This window comes from Streptomyces sp. NPDC028289, from assembly GCF_055565975.1.
This window is the reverse complement of sequence record NZ_JBVHTI010000004.1, coordinates 237,469-254,739: the sequence shown is the minus strand read 5'-3', so window position 1 is coordinate 254,739 and position 17,271 is coordinate 237,469. Positions and strand designations below refer to the sequence as shown.

Below are 17,271 nucleotides of genomic sequence, written 5' to 3'. Positions count from 1 at the left end.
CCCCCGCCCCACCCGTCATTTGAAGGCCACGGGAGCCTCACAGTCAACCATCGGGTGATTCCTGTTTCTTTTATTGACAGCGGAAAATAAGCCACCTAAGTTCCCGGCCATGCGCTCCACCTCCCGAGCCGAGACGTTCCCGGCCCACACGCCGGCCGTCTCGCAGATCTTCACCACGGTCCTGTGCCACGGCCCCCTCACCCGCCTGGAGGCGGCCCGCCGGGCCGGCCTGTCACCGGCGGCCGTGACCAAGGCCGTCCGGCCGCTCCTCGCGGCCGGGTACCTGGCGGAGGACGCCGACGGCGAGGCCCGGCCCGCCCTCGGGCGCCCCGCCAACCTGGTGCGGGTGGACGGCGGACGCGCTCTGTTCATCGGGGTCAAGGTGACCGGCGACGAGGTCATCGCGGTCCTCACCGACCTGTGCTGCCGGATCCTGCTGGCCCGCCGGATGCCGGTCACGGACCGCGCGGCCAGGGCCGTCCTGACCTCCGTCGCCGAACTCACCCACGAACTGCGCACCGAGGCCGAGGACTTCGGCGCCCCCGTGCTCGGCCTCGGCATCGCCGTCTCCGGCGACGTGGACCGGGCCGAAGGGGCCGTGCGGTACTCACCCTTCCTCGACTGGCGGGACGTGCCCCTCGCCGAACTCGCCGCGATGACCACCGGACTGCCGGTCGTCGTCGACCACGACGTCCGCGCCCTGACCGTCGCCGAGCAGTGGTTCGGCGCCGGTGTCGGGCTCTCCGACTTCGCCGTCGTCACCGTCGGCGCCGGCATCGGCTGCGGACTGGTGGTCCACGGCCAGGTGGTGTCCGGTGCGCACGGCGTGGCGGGGGAGATCGGGCACGTGGCCATCGACCCGGCCGGGCCCCACTGCCACTGCGGCAACCGGGGCTGCGTGGAGGCGATCGCCGGGGACGCGGCGATCGTCGCCCGCATGCGGGAGGTGACCGGCCGTCAGGTCGCTGACTCCGCGGCGGCGGTGGCCCTCGCCCACGAAGGCGTGCCCGGAGCGCGCGAGGTGTACGCCCGCGCCGGTGAGGCCATCGGCCGGGGCATCGCCACGGTGGCCAACCTCTTCGGCCCGGAACGCGTGATCATCTCCGGCGAGGGACTCGCCGCCCACGACCTCTTCGCCGAGCAGATCCTCGACTCGTTCACCGCGGCCGCCTTCGGCTCCGCCGCGCGGTGCGACGTACAGACCCGCCCGCTCCCCTTCGAGGAGTGGGCACGCGGGGCCGCGGCCGCCGCGATCCAGTCCTTCATCACCTCTTCTCCCACACCGACGGGCAAGGGCTGAGCCGCCCAAGACCCCGAACCCTGGAGGGCCCATGCGGTCACCTTCGACATCCGCCCTGCCCGTACGCGGGCTGAGAACCGTCCTCGTGCTGGCACTCACGGCAGCCTTCGCGGCCACCGTGCCCGCCGCGCAGGCCGACACCCCCGCCCCGATCGCCGCCAAGCCCTACATGGGCTGGTCGAGCTGGAGCATGCAGTCGTCCAAGTACCCGGGCCTGAACGACAAGGGCGACTACAGCTACCTGACCGAGGCGAACGTCCTCAAGCAGACCGACGCCCTGGCGAGCAAACTGAAGAAGTACGGCTACGACTACGTCAACATCGACGCCGGCTGGTGGATGGACTGGAACTGGAAGCAGGGGTACGACCAGTACGGCCGTCAGAAGGCCGACCCCGCCCGCTTCCCCAGCGGCATGAAGGCCGTCGCCGACCACATCCACGCCAAGGGCCTCAAGGCCGGCATCTACCTCCCGGTGGGCCTGGAGAAGGGCGCGTACGGCGACGGCAAGACGCCGATCTGGAACGCCGAGGGCTGCACCACCGCCGACGTCGTCTACGACGACCTGCGCACCACCAACGGCTGGGACAGCTCGTACAAGCTCGACTTCGACAAGCCGTGCGCGCAGAAGTACATAGACTCGCAGGCCCAGTTGCTCGCCGCCTGGGGCTACGACTTCCTCAAGCTCGACGGCGTCGGCCCCGGCTCCGGCAAGAGCGGCGACCAGTACGACAACGTCGCCGACGTGGCCGCCTGGCACCGGGCGATCGCCGCCACCGGCCGCCCGATCCACCTGGAAGCCTCCTGGTCCCTGGACTTCGGGCACGCCGCCGACTGGCAGAAGTACACCAACGGCTGGCGCATCGACACCGACGTCGAGTGCTACTGCAACACCCTCGTCAGCTGGGAGAACTCCGTCGACGACCGCTGGGACGACACCCCGGCCTGGACCGGCAAGGCGGGCCCCGGCGGCTGGAACGACCTCGACTCCCTCGACGTCGGCAACGGCGCGATGGACGGCCTCACCAAGGCCGAACGGCAGAGCTACGCCACGCTGTGGGCCATCGCCAAGTCGCCCCTGTTCACCGGTGACGACATCACCAAGCTGGACGACTACGGCGTCTCCCTGCTGACCAACCGCGACGTCATCGCGATCGACCAGAGCGACAACCCGCCGGCCCGGCCGATCACCCCGTCCGACCCGCAGCAGGTCTGGGCCGCGAAGAACGCCGACGGCACGTACACCGTCGCCCTGTTCAACCTCGCGGACTCGCCCTCGGCGGTCACGGCCGACTGGACGGCACTGGGATTCACCGGCAAGGCGTCGGTGCGGGACCTGTGGAACCACGAGAACCTGGGCAGCTTCCAGAACAAGATCACGGAAGCGCTGCCGGCCCACGGCTCACGCCTGTTCACCGTGACGCCGAAGGGCAGCGCGCTGGCCTCCACCGGGTACGAGGCCGAGGCGAGCGGCAACACGCTGAGCGGAAACGCCTCTGTCGCCGGGTGCGACGCGTGCTCCGGCCAGAAGAAGGTCGGAAACCTGTACCAGGGCGGCAAGCTGACCTTCAACGACGTGGTGGTCGACAAGGCCGGTACGTATCTGGTGAAGGTGGCCTACATCAGCGGTGACTCCCGGCCGGCCACCGTCGCGGCCAACTCCGGGGCAGGGACCGGCCACAAGTTCCCGTCCACCGGGGACTGGGGGACCGTGGCGACGGTGAGTGTGCCGGTGGTGCTGAAGGCCGGTGCGAACACGATCAGCTTCGACAGCGGGTCGGGGTACGCGCCGGACGTCGACCGGATCGACGTTCCCAAGTCGCCCCGTTAGCGGCCTCGGTAAGCGCGTGGTTCGGGAACTGCCGGCCGGTGGGGGCCGGTCGCGCAGTTCCCCGCGCCCCCGAGGGGGCGCCCTCCTCACGGACGTCGGATTGGAACTCCATGGACAACCAACCCAGTAGACGCAGCTTCCTGGCCCTCGCGGCAGCCACCGGAGCCCTGGCCGGGCTGCCCTCCTTCACCGCATCCGCCGCGCCGGTGCGGTCCTCCGAACCGCTCGCCACCCCTCGCCATCAACTCTGGTGGCAGGCGCCCGCCGACGACGGGTCGATGATCACACAGGGGCTGCCCGTCGGCAACGGCCGGCTCGGCGCCCTCGCCGGCAACGACTCCGGCCGTGAGCTCCTCCTGGTCACCGACGCCACCCTGTGGACCGGCGGTCTCAACGACACCCTCGACTCCGACGGCCAGTTCCCCTACGGCCGGGCGGACTTCGGCTCGCTCACCCTCCTCGCCCGGCTCACCGTCGAGATACCCGACCACGACCTGGGCGCCGTCTCCTACTACCGCCGCACCCTCGACCTCGACAACGGCGTGGTGACGGCGTCCTACGTCCGCTCCGGCGTGACGTACCGGCGGCAGGTGTTCGCCAGCCGTCCCGACGACGTGATCGTGCTGCACTTCGGCCAGGACGGCGGCGGGCGCTACACCGGCACCATCACCCTGGAGGGCACCCACGGGGAGACCGGCGGCACCGCCGAGTCGTTCGCCGGGTCCTTCGCCAACGGACTGAAGTACGGGGCCGCCGTCAAGGCGTACGGCAGCGGCGGCAGCGTGCGGGTGAGCGGATCGCACATCAGCTTCGCCGACTGCCGCGAGCTCACCGTCGTCCTCAGCGGCGGCACCGACTACGCACCGGACGCCGCCGCCGGCTACCGGGACACCTCCGTCGACCCGGTGGCGCTGGCCCGTACCAAGGTGAAGGCCGCCGCCCGGCACTCCGCGGACTCCCTGCTGCGCACTCACGCGGCGGACCACCGGGCGCTGTTCGGCCAGTTCGACCTCTCCCTCGGTACGTCGACGGCGGACCAGCGCGAACTGGACACCTGGGCGCGTCTCCAGGCCCGCGCCGACACCGGCGATCCCGACCCCGAACTCGAGGCCGCCTACGCCCAGTTCGGCCGCTACCTGATGATCGCCGGATCACGCGACAGCCTGCCGACGGGCCTCCAGGGCCTCTGGCTGGACGGCAACGACCCGGACTGGATGGGCGACTACCACACCGACATCAACATCCAGATGAACTACTGGATGTCCGACCGGCTGGGCCTGTCCCAGTGCTTCGACGCGTTCACCGACTACTGCGTCGCCCAGCTCCCGTCCTGGACGGACCTCACCCAGCGGCTCTTCCAGGACTCCCGCAACCGCTACCGCAACTCCAACGGCAAGGTCGCCGGCTGGACCGTCGCCATCTCCACCAACCCCTTCGGCGGAGGCGGCTGGTGGTGGCACCCGGCGGGCAACGCCTGGCTGTGCCAGAGCCTCTGGGAGCACTACGAGTTCACCCGGTCCCGCGCCCACCTGGAGAAGATCTACCCTCTCCTCAAGGGTGCCTGCGAGTTCTGGGCGGCGCGGCTGCTCACCACCACCCTGGAGGACGGGAAGGAAGTGCTGATCGCGGACAGCGACTGGTCGCCGGAGCAGGGACCGCTGGACGCCAAGGGCATCACCTACGCGCAGGAACAGGTCTGGATCCTGTTCGGGAACTTCCGTACTGCAGCCGCCGAGCTGAAGAGAGATGCTGGATACGCCGCCACCATCGGCGGCCTGCGCGAACGCCTCTACCTGCCGGTGGTGAGCCCCAAGACCGGCTGGCTGGAGGAGTGGATGTCCCCGGACAACCTCGGCGAGACCACCCACCGCCACCTCTCGCCGCTGATCAACCTCTTCCCCGGCGACCGGATCCGCCCCGACGGCTCCACCCCCGCCGACATCGTCAAGGGCGCAACCGCCCTGCTCACCGCCCGCGGCATGGACAGCTTCGGCTGGGCCAACGCCTGGCGCTCGCTGTGCTGGGCCCGGCTCAAGGACGCCGACAAGGCCTACCAGCTCGTCGTGCGCAACCTCCGCCCCTCGAGCAACGGCAGCAACGGCACCTCGCCCAACCTCTTCGACATCTACGAGGTCGAGCAGGGCCGGGGCATCTTCCAGATCGACGCCAACTTCGGCACCCCGGCCGCCATCCTGGAGATGCTGCTGTACTCCCGCCCTGGCCACCTGGAACTCCTGCCCGCCCTCCCCGACGCCTGGGCCGCCTCCGGCAAGGTCACCGGAGCGGGCGCGCGCGGCGGCTTCGTCGTGGACCTGAGCTGGCGGGACGGCCGGCCGACGGAGGCCCGGATCCGCAGCGTGGGCGGCCGTACGACCACGGTCGCCTACGGCGGGAAGACCCGGACGATCACGCTGAAGCCCGGCACGTCCGTCACGCTGAAGGACCTGGCGCGGTGACCGGCCGGTTCGCGCGGCTCGTCGGCGTCGCCGCCGTCTTACTGGCCACGGTCGCCTGCCAGACCGGGCCCGCCGGGGCGACACCCGTGCGGGAGTCCTCCGCGTCGCCGTCGTCACAGTCCCCGCAGTCCTCGCAGTCCCCCCAACCCGCTCGGCCCGCTCCGTCCTCCTCCCGGTCCGCCGCTTCCGCCCGGCACGACGTCGTCACCTGGGGGGCCGGCGCCGACCAGCTGGGACAGGGCACCGCCGACCGCGGCTACCGGCTGGTCGTGCACACCAGCACGGCCGGCAGCGACCTGCGGGTGCGGCTGTCCAACGCCTTCGGCGACCGGCCGCTGAACCTGGACAGCGTCTACGCCGGTCTGCAGAGCGCGGGCGCCGCCCTCAAGCCGGGCAGCAACAGGCGGCTGACCTTCGACGGCGCCCGCACGGTCGCCGTGCCGGCCGGCGCCACCGTGTGGAGCGACCCGCTGCCCGGCACCCTGCCCGCCGGCAGCAACCTGGTCGTCAGCCTGCACAGCCCGGACGCGGCCGGCCCCGCCACCGGCCACGGGATGGCCATGCAGACCTCCTACCTCACCCAGGGCGACCACACCGCCGAGGAGAGCGCCGCCAACTGGACCGGCACCACAGGATCCTGGTGGTACCTCGACTCGGTCTCCGTACGGCCGAAGAACCCGGACACCGGGGCGGTGGTGGCGCTCGGCGACTCCATCACCGACGGCTGGGCCTCCACCAGCGACCAGAACCGGCGCTGGCCCGACTACCTCGCCCGCCGGCTCCAGAAGGCCGGCACCGAGGTCAAGGGCGTGGCCGACGAGGGGATCTCCGGCAACAAGGTCCTCGCCGACGGCGCCGGGCAGGCGGCCCTCAACCGGCTGGACCGCGACGTCCTCAGCCAGCCGGGCGTCCGTACCGTCTTCCTCTTCGAGGGGGTCAACGACATCAAGGCCCACACCGGGGTCACCGCGGCCGACCTGATCGCCGGATACCAGCAGGTCGTCCGGCGGGCGCACGCGGCCGGGAAGTGCGTGGTCGCCTCGACCGTCGGGCCGTTCGAGGGCTGGCCGGAGTGGGACCAGGCGGGCGAGGCGGTACGCCGGCAGGTCAACCAGTACATCCGCACCAGCGGGGAGTTCGACGGGATCGCCGACTTCGACCGGATCCTGCGCAGCCCCTACGACCAGGCGCGGATGCTGCCGTTCCTGGACGGCGGCGACCACATCCACCCCAACGACAAGGGAATGCAGGCCATGGCCGACTCCGTCGACCTGGCGGGCCTCGACTGCGACCGCTGAACCACCTGGACCCCCCGTCCGATCACCCCCGGGCCGTCGGCTCGGGGGTGATCAGACGTTCCCGGTAGGCGATCGCCACCGCCTCCGTACGGCTCGCCGCGCCCAGCTTGGCGAGGATGTTGGAGACATGCACGCTCGCCGTCTTGCCGGTGATGAACAGCTCCTCGCCGATCTGCCGGTTGCTGCGGCCCAGCGCCAGCAGCCGCAGCACGTCCTGCTCGCGTGCCGTCAGCGGCGAGACCGGGTTCTCCACCGGCGCCGACCGGCGCAGCAACGCGTCCGAGCGCGCCAGCAACGGCGCGGCCCCCAGCGCCACCGCGGTCTCCCGGACCGCCCGTGCCTGCTCCGCGGCCTCCGCAGGCCGCCCGTCGGCCGCCAGGGCCTCGGCGTAGCGCAGCCGCACCCGCGCCGCCTCGTACACATCGCCGTACGCGAACGCGGCCACCGCCTTCTCCCAGGCCGCCACCGCCGGCCCGGACACGGCCCGGGCCCACTCCGCCTCGGCCCGCGCCAGCCAGGCCTGCCCCTCCGGACCCTGCGGCCCGGCCGCCGATCGGGCCAGCTCCACCAGTTCACCGGCGACGCCGGTCCAGCGGTCCTCGCTCCCGTCGCCGCGCCGTTGCGCCGCCGCCCGGTCCGGGACCGCCGCCAGCGCGAGCGCGGCGAGCCGGACCGTCACGTGCGGCGCCCGCCCCAACCCGTCGGAGAGCACCGCGACCGTCTCCCGCGCCCGGGCCACGGCCTCCTCCGGATCACCCCGCAGCGCGGCCGCGTCCGTCAGCACGATTCCCCCGACGAACGTGCCCATCCAGTCGAACGGCTCCCCGAGCAGCGCCCTTGCCCGCGCCACGACATCCGGCTCGCCCCGGGCCAGTGCTACGTACAGGACGGGCCCCTCGGCGAAACCGGGCGCCGGATCCTCGCGGGCCACCCGCACACACTCGTCCCACCGCCCCAGCGTGAAGAGCACCAGCAGCCGCAGGTACCGCATCTCCAGCGCGTACGGCGAGGACAGCAGCCCCGACCGCCGGGCCCGGTCGAGCCCCTCGGTGATCCACGGCAGGGACTCCCGCAGCTCACCCGACTCGAAGCAGCTGATGGCCAGGCTGAACAACGCCCGTATCTCCACCGGGGTGTCCCCGGCTTCCCGGGCCAGCTCCCGCGCCTCCCGGAGCCGCTCCCGGCCCTCCCCGGTGTGGCGCCCGCCGCCCTCCAGCCGGGCCAGGGAGATCAGCAGGTCGGCCCGGGCGGCGGTGGCACCGATCCGCTCGGCGACCTCCAGGGCCTGCCGCGCGACCCGCAGCGCGGTCGCGTCGTCACCGACCTGACGGGCCGCCATGACATGCGTGGCCGCCGCCCACACCCAGGTCCGGGACGGCGGCTCGGCGGGGATCATCGCCAGCGCCTCGCTGCTGTAGGCGAACGCGGCGGCGAGGTTGTCGACGGTGATCAGGTTCCCCGCGAGGGTGTAGCGCACCCGGGCGGCGAGTTCGGGATCCGCGTCCTGGCCGGCGCCCGCCAGCGCGGCTCGGGTCAGCGACACGGCCCGGTGCGCGTCCCCGGAGTGCGCGGCCGCCGCCGACGCCCGCAGCGTCAGACTCACCGGGTCCAGCCCCTCGCCGGCGGGCCGCGCCTCGCACGGCACGGCCGGCCACAGGTCCAGGGCCGTCTCCAGGTGCCGCAGCTCCTCCGCCGGGGCACCCATCCGCCGGGCGTGACCGGCGGCCTCCAGGGAGGCGGCCAGCGCCTCGGGCAGATCGTGACTCTCCCGGTAGTGGTGCGCCCGCTCGGCGGCCGTCGCCGCCCCGCTCCCGCGGGCGGCGAGCAGCCCGGCGTACGTGCCGTGCAGCCGCGCCCGCTGCCCGGGCAGCAGATCGCCGTACACCGCCTCGCGCGCGAGGGCGTGCCGGAAGGCGTACGTGTCCCCGTCCCCGGCGACGAGCAACTGCCGCCCCACCGCCTCCCGCAGGGCGGCCTCCAGCTCCTCGTCCGGAAGTCCGACCGCGTCCCGCAGCAGATCGTGCCCGACCCGGCGCCCGGCCACCGCGGCCGTCCGCAGCACCTGCTGGGCCGTCTCCGACAACTGCTCGACCCGGATCAGCAGCAGATCGGCGAGTCCGGTCGGCATGCCGTCCGCGCCGGCGGCGGCCACCAGCTCCTCGGTGTAGAAGGCGTTGCCCTCGGCCCGCTCGACGATGTCCCGTACGGTCGCCTCCGCCAGCGGCCGCTCCTCCAGCGCCCGCACCAGCCGCGCCACCTCGCCGTCGGCCAGCGGCCGCACCTCCAGCCGCTCCACCCCGGGCAGCCGCACCAGCTCGGCGAGCAACGGCCGCAGCGGATGCCGCCGGTGCAGGTCGTCGGCACGGTAGGAGGCCAGCACGGCGAGCCGCCGGGGCAGCACCCCGCGGCTGAGCAGGAACCGCAGCAGATCCCGGGACGACTGGTCGGCCCAGTGCAGATCCTCCAGGATCAGCAGCAGCGGAGCGCTCGCCGCGAGATCCGCGAACAACCCGGCCACACCCTCGAAGAGCCGCAGCCGCGCGTCGGCGTCGCGGGAGGAGTCCGAGGCGGCACCGAGCAGGCGCTCCACGACGGGATGCGCGGCAAGCACCCCACCGAACCGCTCATCACCCGCCAGCACCCCGAGAATCTCGGTGAACGGCAGATACGGCAGTCCCACATCCCCTAGATCGACACAGTGCCCGACGACGACGGTCGTTCCGTCCGCGGCCGCCCTGACCGCCACCTCGTCCAGCAGCCGGGTCTTGCCGACCCCCGCGTCCCCGGCGACCAGCAGGGCCTGCCCACTGCCGTTCCGTGCCCGCTCCAGCACCGAGGCAAGGCGGCCCAGTTCGTTGTCCCGCCCGATCAGAGGGCTGCCGAAAGATCTCTGCGACACGCCCTCATCCTCGCAAGACGCGCGAGGCCAGACCCGCCGGGGGCGCGGGGAACTGCGCGACCAGCCACGACGCACCTGCAGCCGCCGTCACCACAGAACCCCCCACCCCCGTAGGCACGCGGCTCAGCCCCTCAGAACCCGCGCCCAGTCCGCCGGCACCCGCTCCGCGGGACCCGGCACCGACTGCTCCGCGGGATGACTCACCGGCGGCGCCAACTCCGGCCCGGCCTCGTAGAGTTCCTCCGTCTCGAAGTTCCAGAACCACCCCTCGCCCGGCTCGTAACTACGGATCACCGGATGCCCGGTGTCACGGAAGTGCGCCGTCGCGTGCTTCGCGGGCGAGTCGTCGCAGCACCCGATGTGCCCGCACTGCGCACACCGCCGCAGATGGAACCACCAGCCCCCCGCCGCGTCGCACTCCACACACCCGGCGCCGCTCGGCGGAACGTTCGGGTCTATCGCGGTGTCGCCGCTCATACTGCCTCCACAGGTGTCTCGGATTCCTCGGGCGTCTCGGCGGTCAGCGGTAGCAGCACCTGGAACCGGGTGTCGCCGGGCTCCGACTCCACCCGCAGGCTGCCGTGGTGCTTGTTCACGACGATCCGCCACGAGATGTCCAGACCGAGCCCCGTGCCCTGCCCCACGGGCTTGGTCGTGAAGAAGGGGTCGAAGATCCGGTCCTTGATCTCCGGCGCGATCCCGGTCCCGGTGTCCCGGAACTCGACCAGCAGCTGCTCGTGGTCGAGCGCGGTCCGCACGGTCAGCGTGCCGTGTCCGCCGCCCGCGCCGTCGCCGTCCTTCATCGCGCAGACCGCGTTGTCGATGAGGTTGGTCCACACCTGGTTCAGCTCGGCGGGGTAGGCGGGGACCGGCGGGACCGTACGGTCGTACTCCTTGACCACCCGGATGTCCTGCCCGATCTTCGCGGACAGCATCAGCAGGGTGCTGTCGAGGAGTTCGTGCACGTCCACCACCCGGTACGGCGCCCGGTCCAGCTGGCTGTACTGCTTGGCCGCGTCGACGAGGTTCGAGATGCGGGTGGTCGAGTCCTCGATCTCGTTCATCAACAGCTCTGTCTCGATGGTGTAGTTGAGCCAGCTGATCGCGTTCGGCAGGATCTCCTCGTCCACGGCCACCGCGACCTGGTCCAGCCAGTCGACGTCGAGACCGGCCTGTACGAAGGTCGGCGCGATCTGCCAGGCGTTGTCGCAGCCGTGGTCCTCCAGCCAGTCGGTGAGCGTGTCCTCGCGGTCGGCGGCCTCCAGCGGACTGAGCGCCGGCGCCTTGGCGACCAGCTCGGCGGTGCGCTCCTGGATCTCGATCAGCCCGGCCAGCTGCTCCCGGGAGAAGGGACTCTCGGCGATGATCGCGAGCTTGTGCCGCATCTTCGCCACCCGCTCGCGCAGCGTGGACGTGGCCCGCACGGCCGCCGCGGCCGGGTTGTTGAGCTCGTGGGTGAGCCCGGCGGACAACGAGCCGAGCGCCAGCAGCCGTTCGCGCTGTCCGATCGCCGCCTGGGTGTTCTTCGAACCGAAGAACAGGCCCTCCAGCAGGTGCACGGCCATCGGGAACCAGTCCTGCATGATCTCCGCGAACGTGTCGGCCGGCAGCACGAAGAACCGGGTCGGCTCGGTCACCCGCATCGAGTTGTTGTACGCCTGCCGCACCCGGTCCCCGAGGTACGCCTGCATGGCGCCCGCGTACACGCCGGACTGCGAGGTCCGGGTGACCTCGACGTCGTCCCCGCCGACCTGCCGGGAGAGCACCACCGTGCCCTCGACCATCACGTAGAAGCAGGTGGCCGGTTCACCCTCGGTGTAGACCGGACCCGGCTGGAACAGCTCCACCCGGCCCGCCGCGCACAGCCGCCCGAGCTGCTCCGGCTCCAGCTTCTCGAACAGGAACAGCGCACCGATCTCCTTCGGGCTGCACGGCATCAGCTGCCCGCTCATGACTGCTCCAGATACCGGTGGACGAGCATCACTGCCATGGCTCCTTCTCCGACGGCGGACGCTACACGCTTGGCGGACTCGGCGCGTGCGTCGCCCGCCACGAACACGCCGGGAATGCTGGTCTCCAGGTGGTACGGCGGCCGGTCCAGCTCCCAGCCCGCCGGCGGCCGTCCGTCGACGGTCAGGTCCGGCCCGGCCAGGATGAACCCGCGTCCGTCCCGCAGCACCGTGTCGCCGAGCCAGTCGGTGAGCGGTGCCGCCCCGATGAAGACGAACATCCACTGGGCGTCGACCTGTTCCCGGTCCCCGCTGCGGACATGGCGCAGGGTGAGCTGCTCCAGGCGCTCGACGCCGTGCGCGGCGTCCACCACGGTGTGGCTGCGCACGGAGATGTTGGGAGCTTCGTTGATCTGCTGGATCAGGTAGTACGACATCGACGCCGACAGGTCGGCGCCGCGGACGAGCAGGGTCACCGACTTGGCGAACCGGGACAGGTACATCGCCGCCTGGCCGGCCGAGTTGGCGCCGCCGACGATGTACACGTCCTGGCCCTGGCAGGAGGTGGCCTCGGTGAGCGCGGAGCCGTAGAACACCCCGCAGCCGGTCAGGTCGAGACAGCCCGCGGCCTCCAGCTGTCGGTACTGCACACCGGTCGCCAGGATCACGCTGTGCGCCGCGACCGCCGAACCGTCCGCGAACCGCACCACCCGTGCGGCCCCGTTGACCTCAAGGGCCGTGACCTCGCGCGCGGTCAGGATCTCCGCGCCGAACTTGGCGGCCTGCCGCCGGGCCCGGTCGGTGAGCTGGGCGCCCGAGACACCGTCCGGGAAGCCCAGGTAGTTCTCGATCCGGGAGCTCTGTCCGGCCTGGCCGCCGGTCGCCGACCGCTCCACGAGCACGGTCCGCAGCCCCTCCGACGCCCCGTACACGGCCGCCCCGAGCCCGGCCGGGCCGCCGCCGATCACCACCAGGTCGTAGAAGTCCGCCGTCGGGGTCGTCGCCAGGCCCACGTGCGCGGCCAGCTCGGGAGCCTCCGGCTCCACCAGGGGGGTGCCGTCCGGTGTGATCACCAGCGGCAGCCGGTCCCCGTCGACCTCGGCCGCGGCCAGCAGCCGCCGGCCCTCCGGCTCCTCCACCGAGTACCAGCGGTACGGCACCTGGTTGCGGGCCAGAAACTCCCGCACGTCCGAGGAGCGCGCCGACCAGCGGTGCCCGACGACCTTGGTGGCCGGCACCGGCTTGTAGTCGCTGGCCCGCCAGGCGTCCAGCAGGTCGTCGAGGACCGGGTAGAGCTTCTCCTCCGGGGGATCCCAGGGCTTGAGCAGATAGTGGTCCAGATCGACCACGTTGATCGCGTCGATCGCCGCGTTGGTGTCCGCGTACGCGGTCAGCAGCACCCGCCGCGCGCCCGGGTACACGTCCAGGGCCTGTTCCAGGAACTCGATGCCGTTCATCTGCGGCATCCGGTAGTCGGCCAGGATCACGGCCACCAGGTCGCCGCGCAGCTTCAGCTCCCGCAGCGCGTCCAGCGCCGACTCCCCGGACTCCGCGCGCACGATCCGGTACGACGCGCCGTAGCGGCGCCGCAGGTCCCGGGCGACGGCACGGGAGACCCCCGGGTCGTCGTCCACGGTCATGATGACGGTCCGTGCTGCGTCGGCAGCCTGTGCCATACGTCTCCCACCCCGAGCCGTTGGTTCCACGGCACGGCGGACCCCTGGAGGGGGCGCGGACACCGTACCGGTTCCCGCCCATCGTATGTTCGATCGCTCGCCTGCGCTCTGGTACGAGGGTGCACAGCGGGCACCCGTCAGTGCGGAAGACTGATCACGCAGACGCGGAACCGACGAGGAGGCCGGTGCATGACACGCCCGATCACGGCAGGGGTCGACGGTACGGAGGAGAGCCTTGCCGCTCTCGACTGGGCGGCCCGGGAAGCGGTGCGCCGGGGGCTGCCGCTGCGGGTGGTGCACGCCTGGCGGTACGAGCAGCACGAGGCGCTCGGCGGTGACCGGGAGGCCCAGCGCGGGTGGGTGTCCGACGGGGTGGCCGAGTCGGTGCGGACCGTCACCGGGCGGTATCCGGAGCTCGCGGTGAGCGTCGACGTGCGGGAGGGCGGCCCGGTCGAGGTGCTGGCCGACGCGGCGGCCGGGGCCGAGCTGCTGGCGCTGGGTTCGCGCGGGCACGGCCGGGTCGTCGGGTTCCTGCTGGGCTCCGTCGGACAGCAGGTGATCGCCGGGGCCGCACGTCCGGTGGTACTGGTGCGCGCCGGTGACCGGCCCACTGCGGAGGCCGCCGGACGGGAGGTGGTCGTGGGTCAGCAGGGCGGCCCGGAGGACAGCGCGGCAGCACTGGAGTTCGCGTTCGGCACGGCGGCTGCCCGGGGCGCGACGGTCCGGGTGGTGCGGGCCTGGACCCTGCCGCCGGTCTTCGCCTACAGCCCGGGCTCGCTCAAGCTCCTCGACGAGTCCGGAGGCATGGAGCCCTACGAGAAGAAGGCGCTCTCCGAGGCGGTACGGCCGCTGCGCGAGCGGTTCCCGGACGTGCCGGTCGCCGAGCACGTGGAGATGGGCAGCGCGGGGCAGGTGCTGCTCTCGGTGGCCGCGCGGGCGCAGCTGATGGTCGTCGGCCGGCGCGCCCACCGCACGGCGGTCGGCGCCCGCATCGGCTCGGTCGCGCACGGGGTGCTGCACCACGCCGACTGCCCGGTGGCCGTCGTCCCGCACGAGTGACTCGGCCCGGGGGTGCTCCGGGCTCACTCCGGGGTGACCGGCTCCAGGGTCTCCCGCGCCTTGGGCAGCACGTTCTCGATGTAGTCCTCGACCGCGTTCTCCAGGCCTATGTCGTGCTGCGCCCGCTCGGAGAGGTACCAGCGGTGTTCGAGCAGCTCGTGGTAGATCTCGGCCGGGTCCATCGAGCCGCGCAGCTCCAGCGGCACGGCCCGCACGGTGGGGCGGAAGACGTCCCGCACCCACCGGTGGGCCAGTACCTCGGGGCGGGCGGCGAGAGGGTCGCCGGGGGCGTAGTCGTCCTGGGTGGCCATCCAGCTCTCCAGGTCGTTGAGCAGCCGCCGCGCCTGGTTCTCCTCGGCGTCCAGGCCGGTCAGCCGCAGCAGCTGGCGCTGGTGGTGGCCGGCGTCGACCACCTTCGGCACGAAGGTGACCGAGTCACCGTTGGAGGAGTGCTCGATCTGCATCTCGGCCACGTCGAAACCGAGGTCGTTGAGCCGCCGGATGCGGCGCTCGATGTACTGGTACTTGCCCGCCGGATACACCGAGGTCCGGGTCAGCTCCTTCCACAGCTCGCCGTACCGGGTGCAGATCTCGAACCCGAACTCGATCGGGTCCAGCGAGGGATGCAGCGCCCCCGAGGCCTCCAGGTCGAGCAGTTCCCCGCTGATGTTCACCCGGGCCAGGTCGAGGTCGTACTCCCGCTGCCCGTTGCTCAGCTGCGTGTGCAGGTCGCCGGTCTCGGCGTCCACCAGGTACGCCGCGTAGGCGCCCGCGTCCCGCCGGAACAGGGTGTTGGACAGCGAGCAGTCGCCCCACGCGAACCCGGCCAGGTGCAGGCGGACCAGCAGCACCGCCAGGGCGTCCATGAGGCGGTGCATGGTGGCCGGGCGCATGGTCGTCTCGAACATCGAGCGGTACGGCATGGAGCCGCCGAGGTGCCGGGTGACCAGCACCGACTCCAGCGGTTCGCCGTCCGCGTCGAGGCGGCCGGTGATCACGGCGAGCGGGTCGACGGCTGGGATGCCGAGCCGGTCCAGGTCGCGCAGCAGCTCGTACTCGCGCAGCGCCGGGCGCTCCGCCAGCTCCTTCACCGCGATGACCTCGCTGCCGGCCCGGGCGTAGCGCACCACGTGCCGGGAGATGCCGCGGGGGAGCGGCACGAGGTACTCCTCGGGCCACTCCTCCAGCGGGACGTCCCAGGGGAGTTCGAGCAGGAGCGCGGGGTGCTCCGGGTTGGTGGCGTTGATCTGCAAGGCCATGGGAGGAACCTTAAGGCCGGTGGGTCACGAGGCAAGCTCCCGGGCCCGCTCGGCGGCCGCCCGCACCGGACCGCGGTGCAGCGGGCCGTGTCCCGGCAGCAGGGCGTCGCCGTCGAGGGCGCCGATCAGGTCCAGCGAGGCGACGGCCCGGGCCCGCTCGTGGTGGAACATGTCGGGCAGCAGCTGCGGGCCCTGGATCCGCGAGGTGCGGTGGCCGCTGACCAGCGCGTCCCCGGAGATCACCAGCCCGGCCTCGGGCAGGTGGTAGACGGTGTGCCCGTCGGTGTGGCCGGGGGTGTGCACCGGGACCGGGCGGCCCGGCAGGTCGAGCGGGCCGTCGGCGACCGGGAACGCCTCGGGCGCCTTGACCGGGTGCTGCTCGGTGCCGCCGACGCGCAGCACGTGCACCAGCCAGGGCACGACCCCCGGCCGCCAGGCGTTCTTCACCACCTCGCCCACGGACACCTGCTGGAGGAACTCCCGCCGGGCGTGCGGTACTTCGGCCTCGTGGAGATAGACCGGCGTGCCGTGGGCGTCGCGCAGGTACTCGGCCGAGCCGAGATGGTCGTTGTGCGCGTGCGTGATCAGCACGGCTGCGACCGCCTCCGGTGAACTGCCCACCTCCGCGAGGGAGCCGAGCAGCCCCTGCCGGTCCCCGGGGTAGCCGGTGTCCACCAGCGTGACGGCGTCCCCGTCCTTGAGGATCACCCAGTTGGTGTGCTGGCCGTGCACCAGATAGGCGCCCTTGCCGACTTCGTGTACCTCTGCCCGCATGATCACTCCGGCCCGTTCGTGCAGATCGAAACGGAGGACAGCCAACCACATGCCGTGTGCCGCCCGTTGCCGAGGCCCGGGTCAGCGCACCCCGTGCGGCCGGAACTGGATGCTGATCCGCGGCCCGGCGGCCCGGGCCGTCTTCGGCACGCAGTGCTCCCAGGTCCGCTGGCAGGAGCCGCCCATCACGATCAGGTCGCCGTGGCCGAGCGGGCGCCGGACCGAGGGGCCGCCGCGCAGCGGGCGCAGCAGCAGATCGCGGGGCGCGCCCACCGAGAGGATCGCGACCATGGTGTCCTCCCGCGCACCCCGGCCGATCCGGTCGCCGTGCCAGGCCACGCTGTCCCGGCCGTCGCGGTAGTAGCAGAGCCCGGCCGTGGCGAACGGCTCGCCCAGCTCCTCGGCGTAGTGCCGGGTGAGCGCCTCGCGGGCCTCGGTGAGGACGGGGTGGGGGAGCGGGTCGGCGGCGCCGTAGAAGGCGAGCAGGCGCGGTACGTCCACGACGTTGTCGTACATCTGGCGGCGCTCGGCGTGCCAGGGGACGTCCGCCGCCAGCTGTTCGAACAGCGCGTCGGCGCCGCTCAGCCAGCCGGGCAGCACGTCGATCCAGGCGCCGGAGCCCAGCGCCGTCCGGCCGATGCCGTCGAGGGTGCCGAGCCGCAGCTCGTCGGTCTGGTCGAACAGGGAGCCCTGGAGGTGCGTGGCCATGAGTCAAGCGTACTCCGTAATCGAAAATCTGTTCTTATTTGATCTCCGGCGGGTCCGTGGCGGCC

The 17,271-nt window shown here is 72.3% G+C and carries 12 protein-coding genes; 5 read left to right on the top strand and 7 right to left on the bottom strand.

Annotated features, from left to right (window positions below):
- The first annotated feature begins 109 nt into the window (after positions 1-109).
- From ACZ4UV_RS21130 to ACZ4UV_RS21115, 4 genes are all read left to right on the top strand, one after another.
- A complete protein-coding gene (locus tag ACZ4UV_RS21130) occupies positions 110-1,300 on the top strand; it encodes an ROK family transcriptional regulator (RefSeq protein WP_451021468.1) in 1,191 nt (396 codons plus the stop codon).
- A gap of 31 nt (positions 1,301-1,331) precedes the next feature.
- Positions 1,332-3,128, top strand: a complete 1,797-nt coding sequence (locus tag ACZ4UV_RS21125; RefSeq protein ID WP_467839744.1) for an alpha-galactosidase D — start codon at positions 1,332-1,334, stop codon at positions 3,126-3,128.
- A gap of 110 nt (positions 3,129-3,238) precedes the next feature.
- Positions 3,239-5,584, top strand: a complete 2,346-nt coding sequence (locus tag ACZ4UV_RS21120) for a glycosyl hydrolase family 95 catalytic domain-containing protein (protein ID WP_467839741.1) — start codon at positions 3,239-3,241, stop codon at positions 5,582-5,584.
- A complete protein-coding gene (locus ACZ4UV_RS21115; RefSeq protein ID WP_467839739.1) occupies positions 5,581-6,882 on the top strand; it encodes an SGNH/GDSL hydrolase family protein in 1,302 nt (433 codons plus the stop codon). Before ACZ4UV_RS21120 ends, ACZ4UV_RS21115 begins: the two co-directional genes overlap by 4 nt.
- A gap of 22 nt (positions 6,883-6,904) precedes the next feature.
- On the opposite strand, the gene ACZ4UV_RS21110 is transcribed toward ACZ4UV_RS21115, so the two are convergent.
- The 4 genes from ACZ4UV_RS21110 to ACZ4UV_RS21095 form a co-directional block, all read right to left on the bottom strand.
- A complete protein-coding gene (locus ACZ4UV_RS21110) occupies positions 6,905-9,781 on the bottom strand; it encodes a helix-turn-helix transcriptional regulator (protein WP_467839736.1) in 2,877 nt (958 codons plus the stop codon).
- A 123-nt stretch (positions 9,782-9,904) separates the two neighbouring features.
- Positions 9,905-10,258 carry a UBP-type zinc finger domain-containing protein gene (locus ACZ4UV_RS21105; RefSeq protein WP_451019104.1) on the bottom strand — a complete coding sequence of 118 codons (354 nt, stop codon included), beginning with the start codon at positions 10,256-10,258 and terminating at the stop codon, positions 9,905-9,907.
- Entirely contained in the window at positions 10,255-11,733 is a 1,479-nt protein-coding gene (locus ACZ4UV_RS21100; protein WP_451019103.1) for an ATP-binding protein, read from the bottom strand. Before ACZ4UV_RS21100 ends, ACZ4UV_RS21105 begins: the two co-directional genes overlap by 4 nt.
- Positions 11,730-13,406: an NAD(P)/FAD-dependent oxidoreductase gene (locus tag ACZ4UV_RS21095; protein WP_451019102.1), complete on the bottom strand. Its 1,677-nt coding sequence runs from the start codon at positions 13,404-13,406 to the stop codon at positions 11,730-11,732. The genes ACZ4UV_RS21100 and ACZ4UV_RS21095 overlap by 4 nt, the downstream gene beginning before the upstream one ends.
- A gap of 189 nt (positions 13,407-13,595) precedes the next feature.
- Here ACZ4UV_RS21095 and ACZ4UV_RS21090 point away from each other — a divergent pair, with 189 nt between their 5' ends.
- Positions 13,596-14,465 carry a universal stress protein gene (locus ACZ4UV_RS21090; RefSeq protein ID WP_451019101.1) on the top strand — a complete coding sequence of 290 codons (870 nt, stop codon included), beginning with the start codon at positions 13,596-13,598 and terminating at the stop codon, positions 14,463-14,465.
- A 23-nt stretch (positions 14,466-14,488) separates the two neighbouring features.
- On the opposite strand, the gene ACZ4UV_RS21085 is transcribed toward ACZ4UV_RS21090, so the two are convergent.
- The 3 genes from ACZ4UV_RS21085 to ACZ4UV_RS21075 form a co-directional block, all read right to left on the bottom strand.
- Entirely contained in the window at positions 14,489-15,724 is a 1,236-nt protein-coding gene (locus ACZ4UV_RS21085; protein WP_467839731.1) for a DUF4032 domain-containing protein, read from the bottom strand.
- Positions 15,725-15,748: 24 nt separating this feature from the next.
- Positions 15,749-16,498, bottom strand: a complete 750-nt coding sequence (locus tag ACZ4UV_RS21080) for an MBL fold metallo-hydrolase (protein WP_451022961.1) — start codon at positions 16,496-16,498, stop codon at positions 15,749-15,751.
- 81 nt (positions 16,499-16,579) lie between these two features.
- Positions 16,580-17,206, bottom strand: a complete 627-nt coding sequence (locus tag ACZ4UV_RS21075) for an alpha-ketoglutarate-dependent dioxygenase AlkB (protein WP_390038724.1) — start codon at positions 17,204-17,206, stop codon at positions 16,580-16,582.
- Positions 17,207-17,271: the final 65 nt, after the last annotated feature.

What these genes read in the sequence shown, in the direction of transcription:
- ACZ4UV_RS21075 (WP_390038724.1), bottom strand. Translation starts at nt 17,206, where the DNA reads ATGGCCACGCACCTCCAGGGCTCCCTGTTCGACCAGACCGACGAGCTG.
- ACZ4UV_RS21085 (WP_467839731.1), bottom strand. Translation starts at nt 15,724, where the DNA reads ATGGCCTTGCAGATCAACGCCACCAACCCGGAGCACCCCGCGCTCCTG.
- ACZ4UV_RS21095 (WP_451019102.1), bottom strand. Translation starts at nt 13,406, where the DNA reads ATGGCACAGGCTGCCGACGCAGCACGGACCGTCATCATGACCGTGGAC.
- ACZ4UV_RS21080 (WP_451022961.1), bottom strand. Translation starts at nt 16,498, where the DNA reads ATGCGGGCAGAGGTACACGAAGTCGGCAAGGGCGCCTATCTGGTGCAC.
- ACZ4UV_RS21125 (WP_467839744.1), top strand. Translation starts at nt 1,332, where the DNA reads ATGCGGTCACCTTCGACATCCGCCCTGCCCGTACGCGGGCTGAGAACC.
- ACZ4UV_RS21120 (WP_467839741.1), top strand. Translation starts at nt 3,239, where the DNA reads ATGGACAACCAACCCAGTAGACGCAGCTTCCTGGCCCTCGCGGCAGCC.
- ACZ4UV_RS21090 (WP_451019101.1), top strand. Translation starts at nt 13,596, where the DNA reads ATGACACGCCCGATCACGGCAGGGGTCGACGGTACGGAGGAGAGCCTT.
- ACZ4UV_RS21100 (WP_451019103.1), bottom strand. Translation starts at nt 11,733, where the DNA reads ATGAGCGGGCAGCTGATGCCGTGCAGCCCGAAGGAGATCGGTGCGCTG.
- ACZ4UV_RS21130 (WP_451021468.1), top strand. Translation starts at nt 110, where the DNA reads ATGCGCTCCACCTCCCGAGCCGAGACGTTCCCGGCCCACACGCCGGCC.
- ACZ4UV_RS21105 (WP_451019104.1), bottom strand. Translation starts at nt 10,258, where the DNA reads ATGAGCGGCGACACCGCGATAGACCCGAACGTTCCGCCGAGCGGCGCC.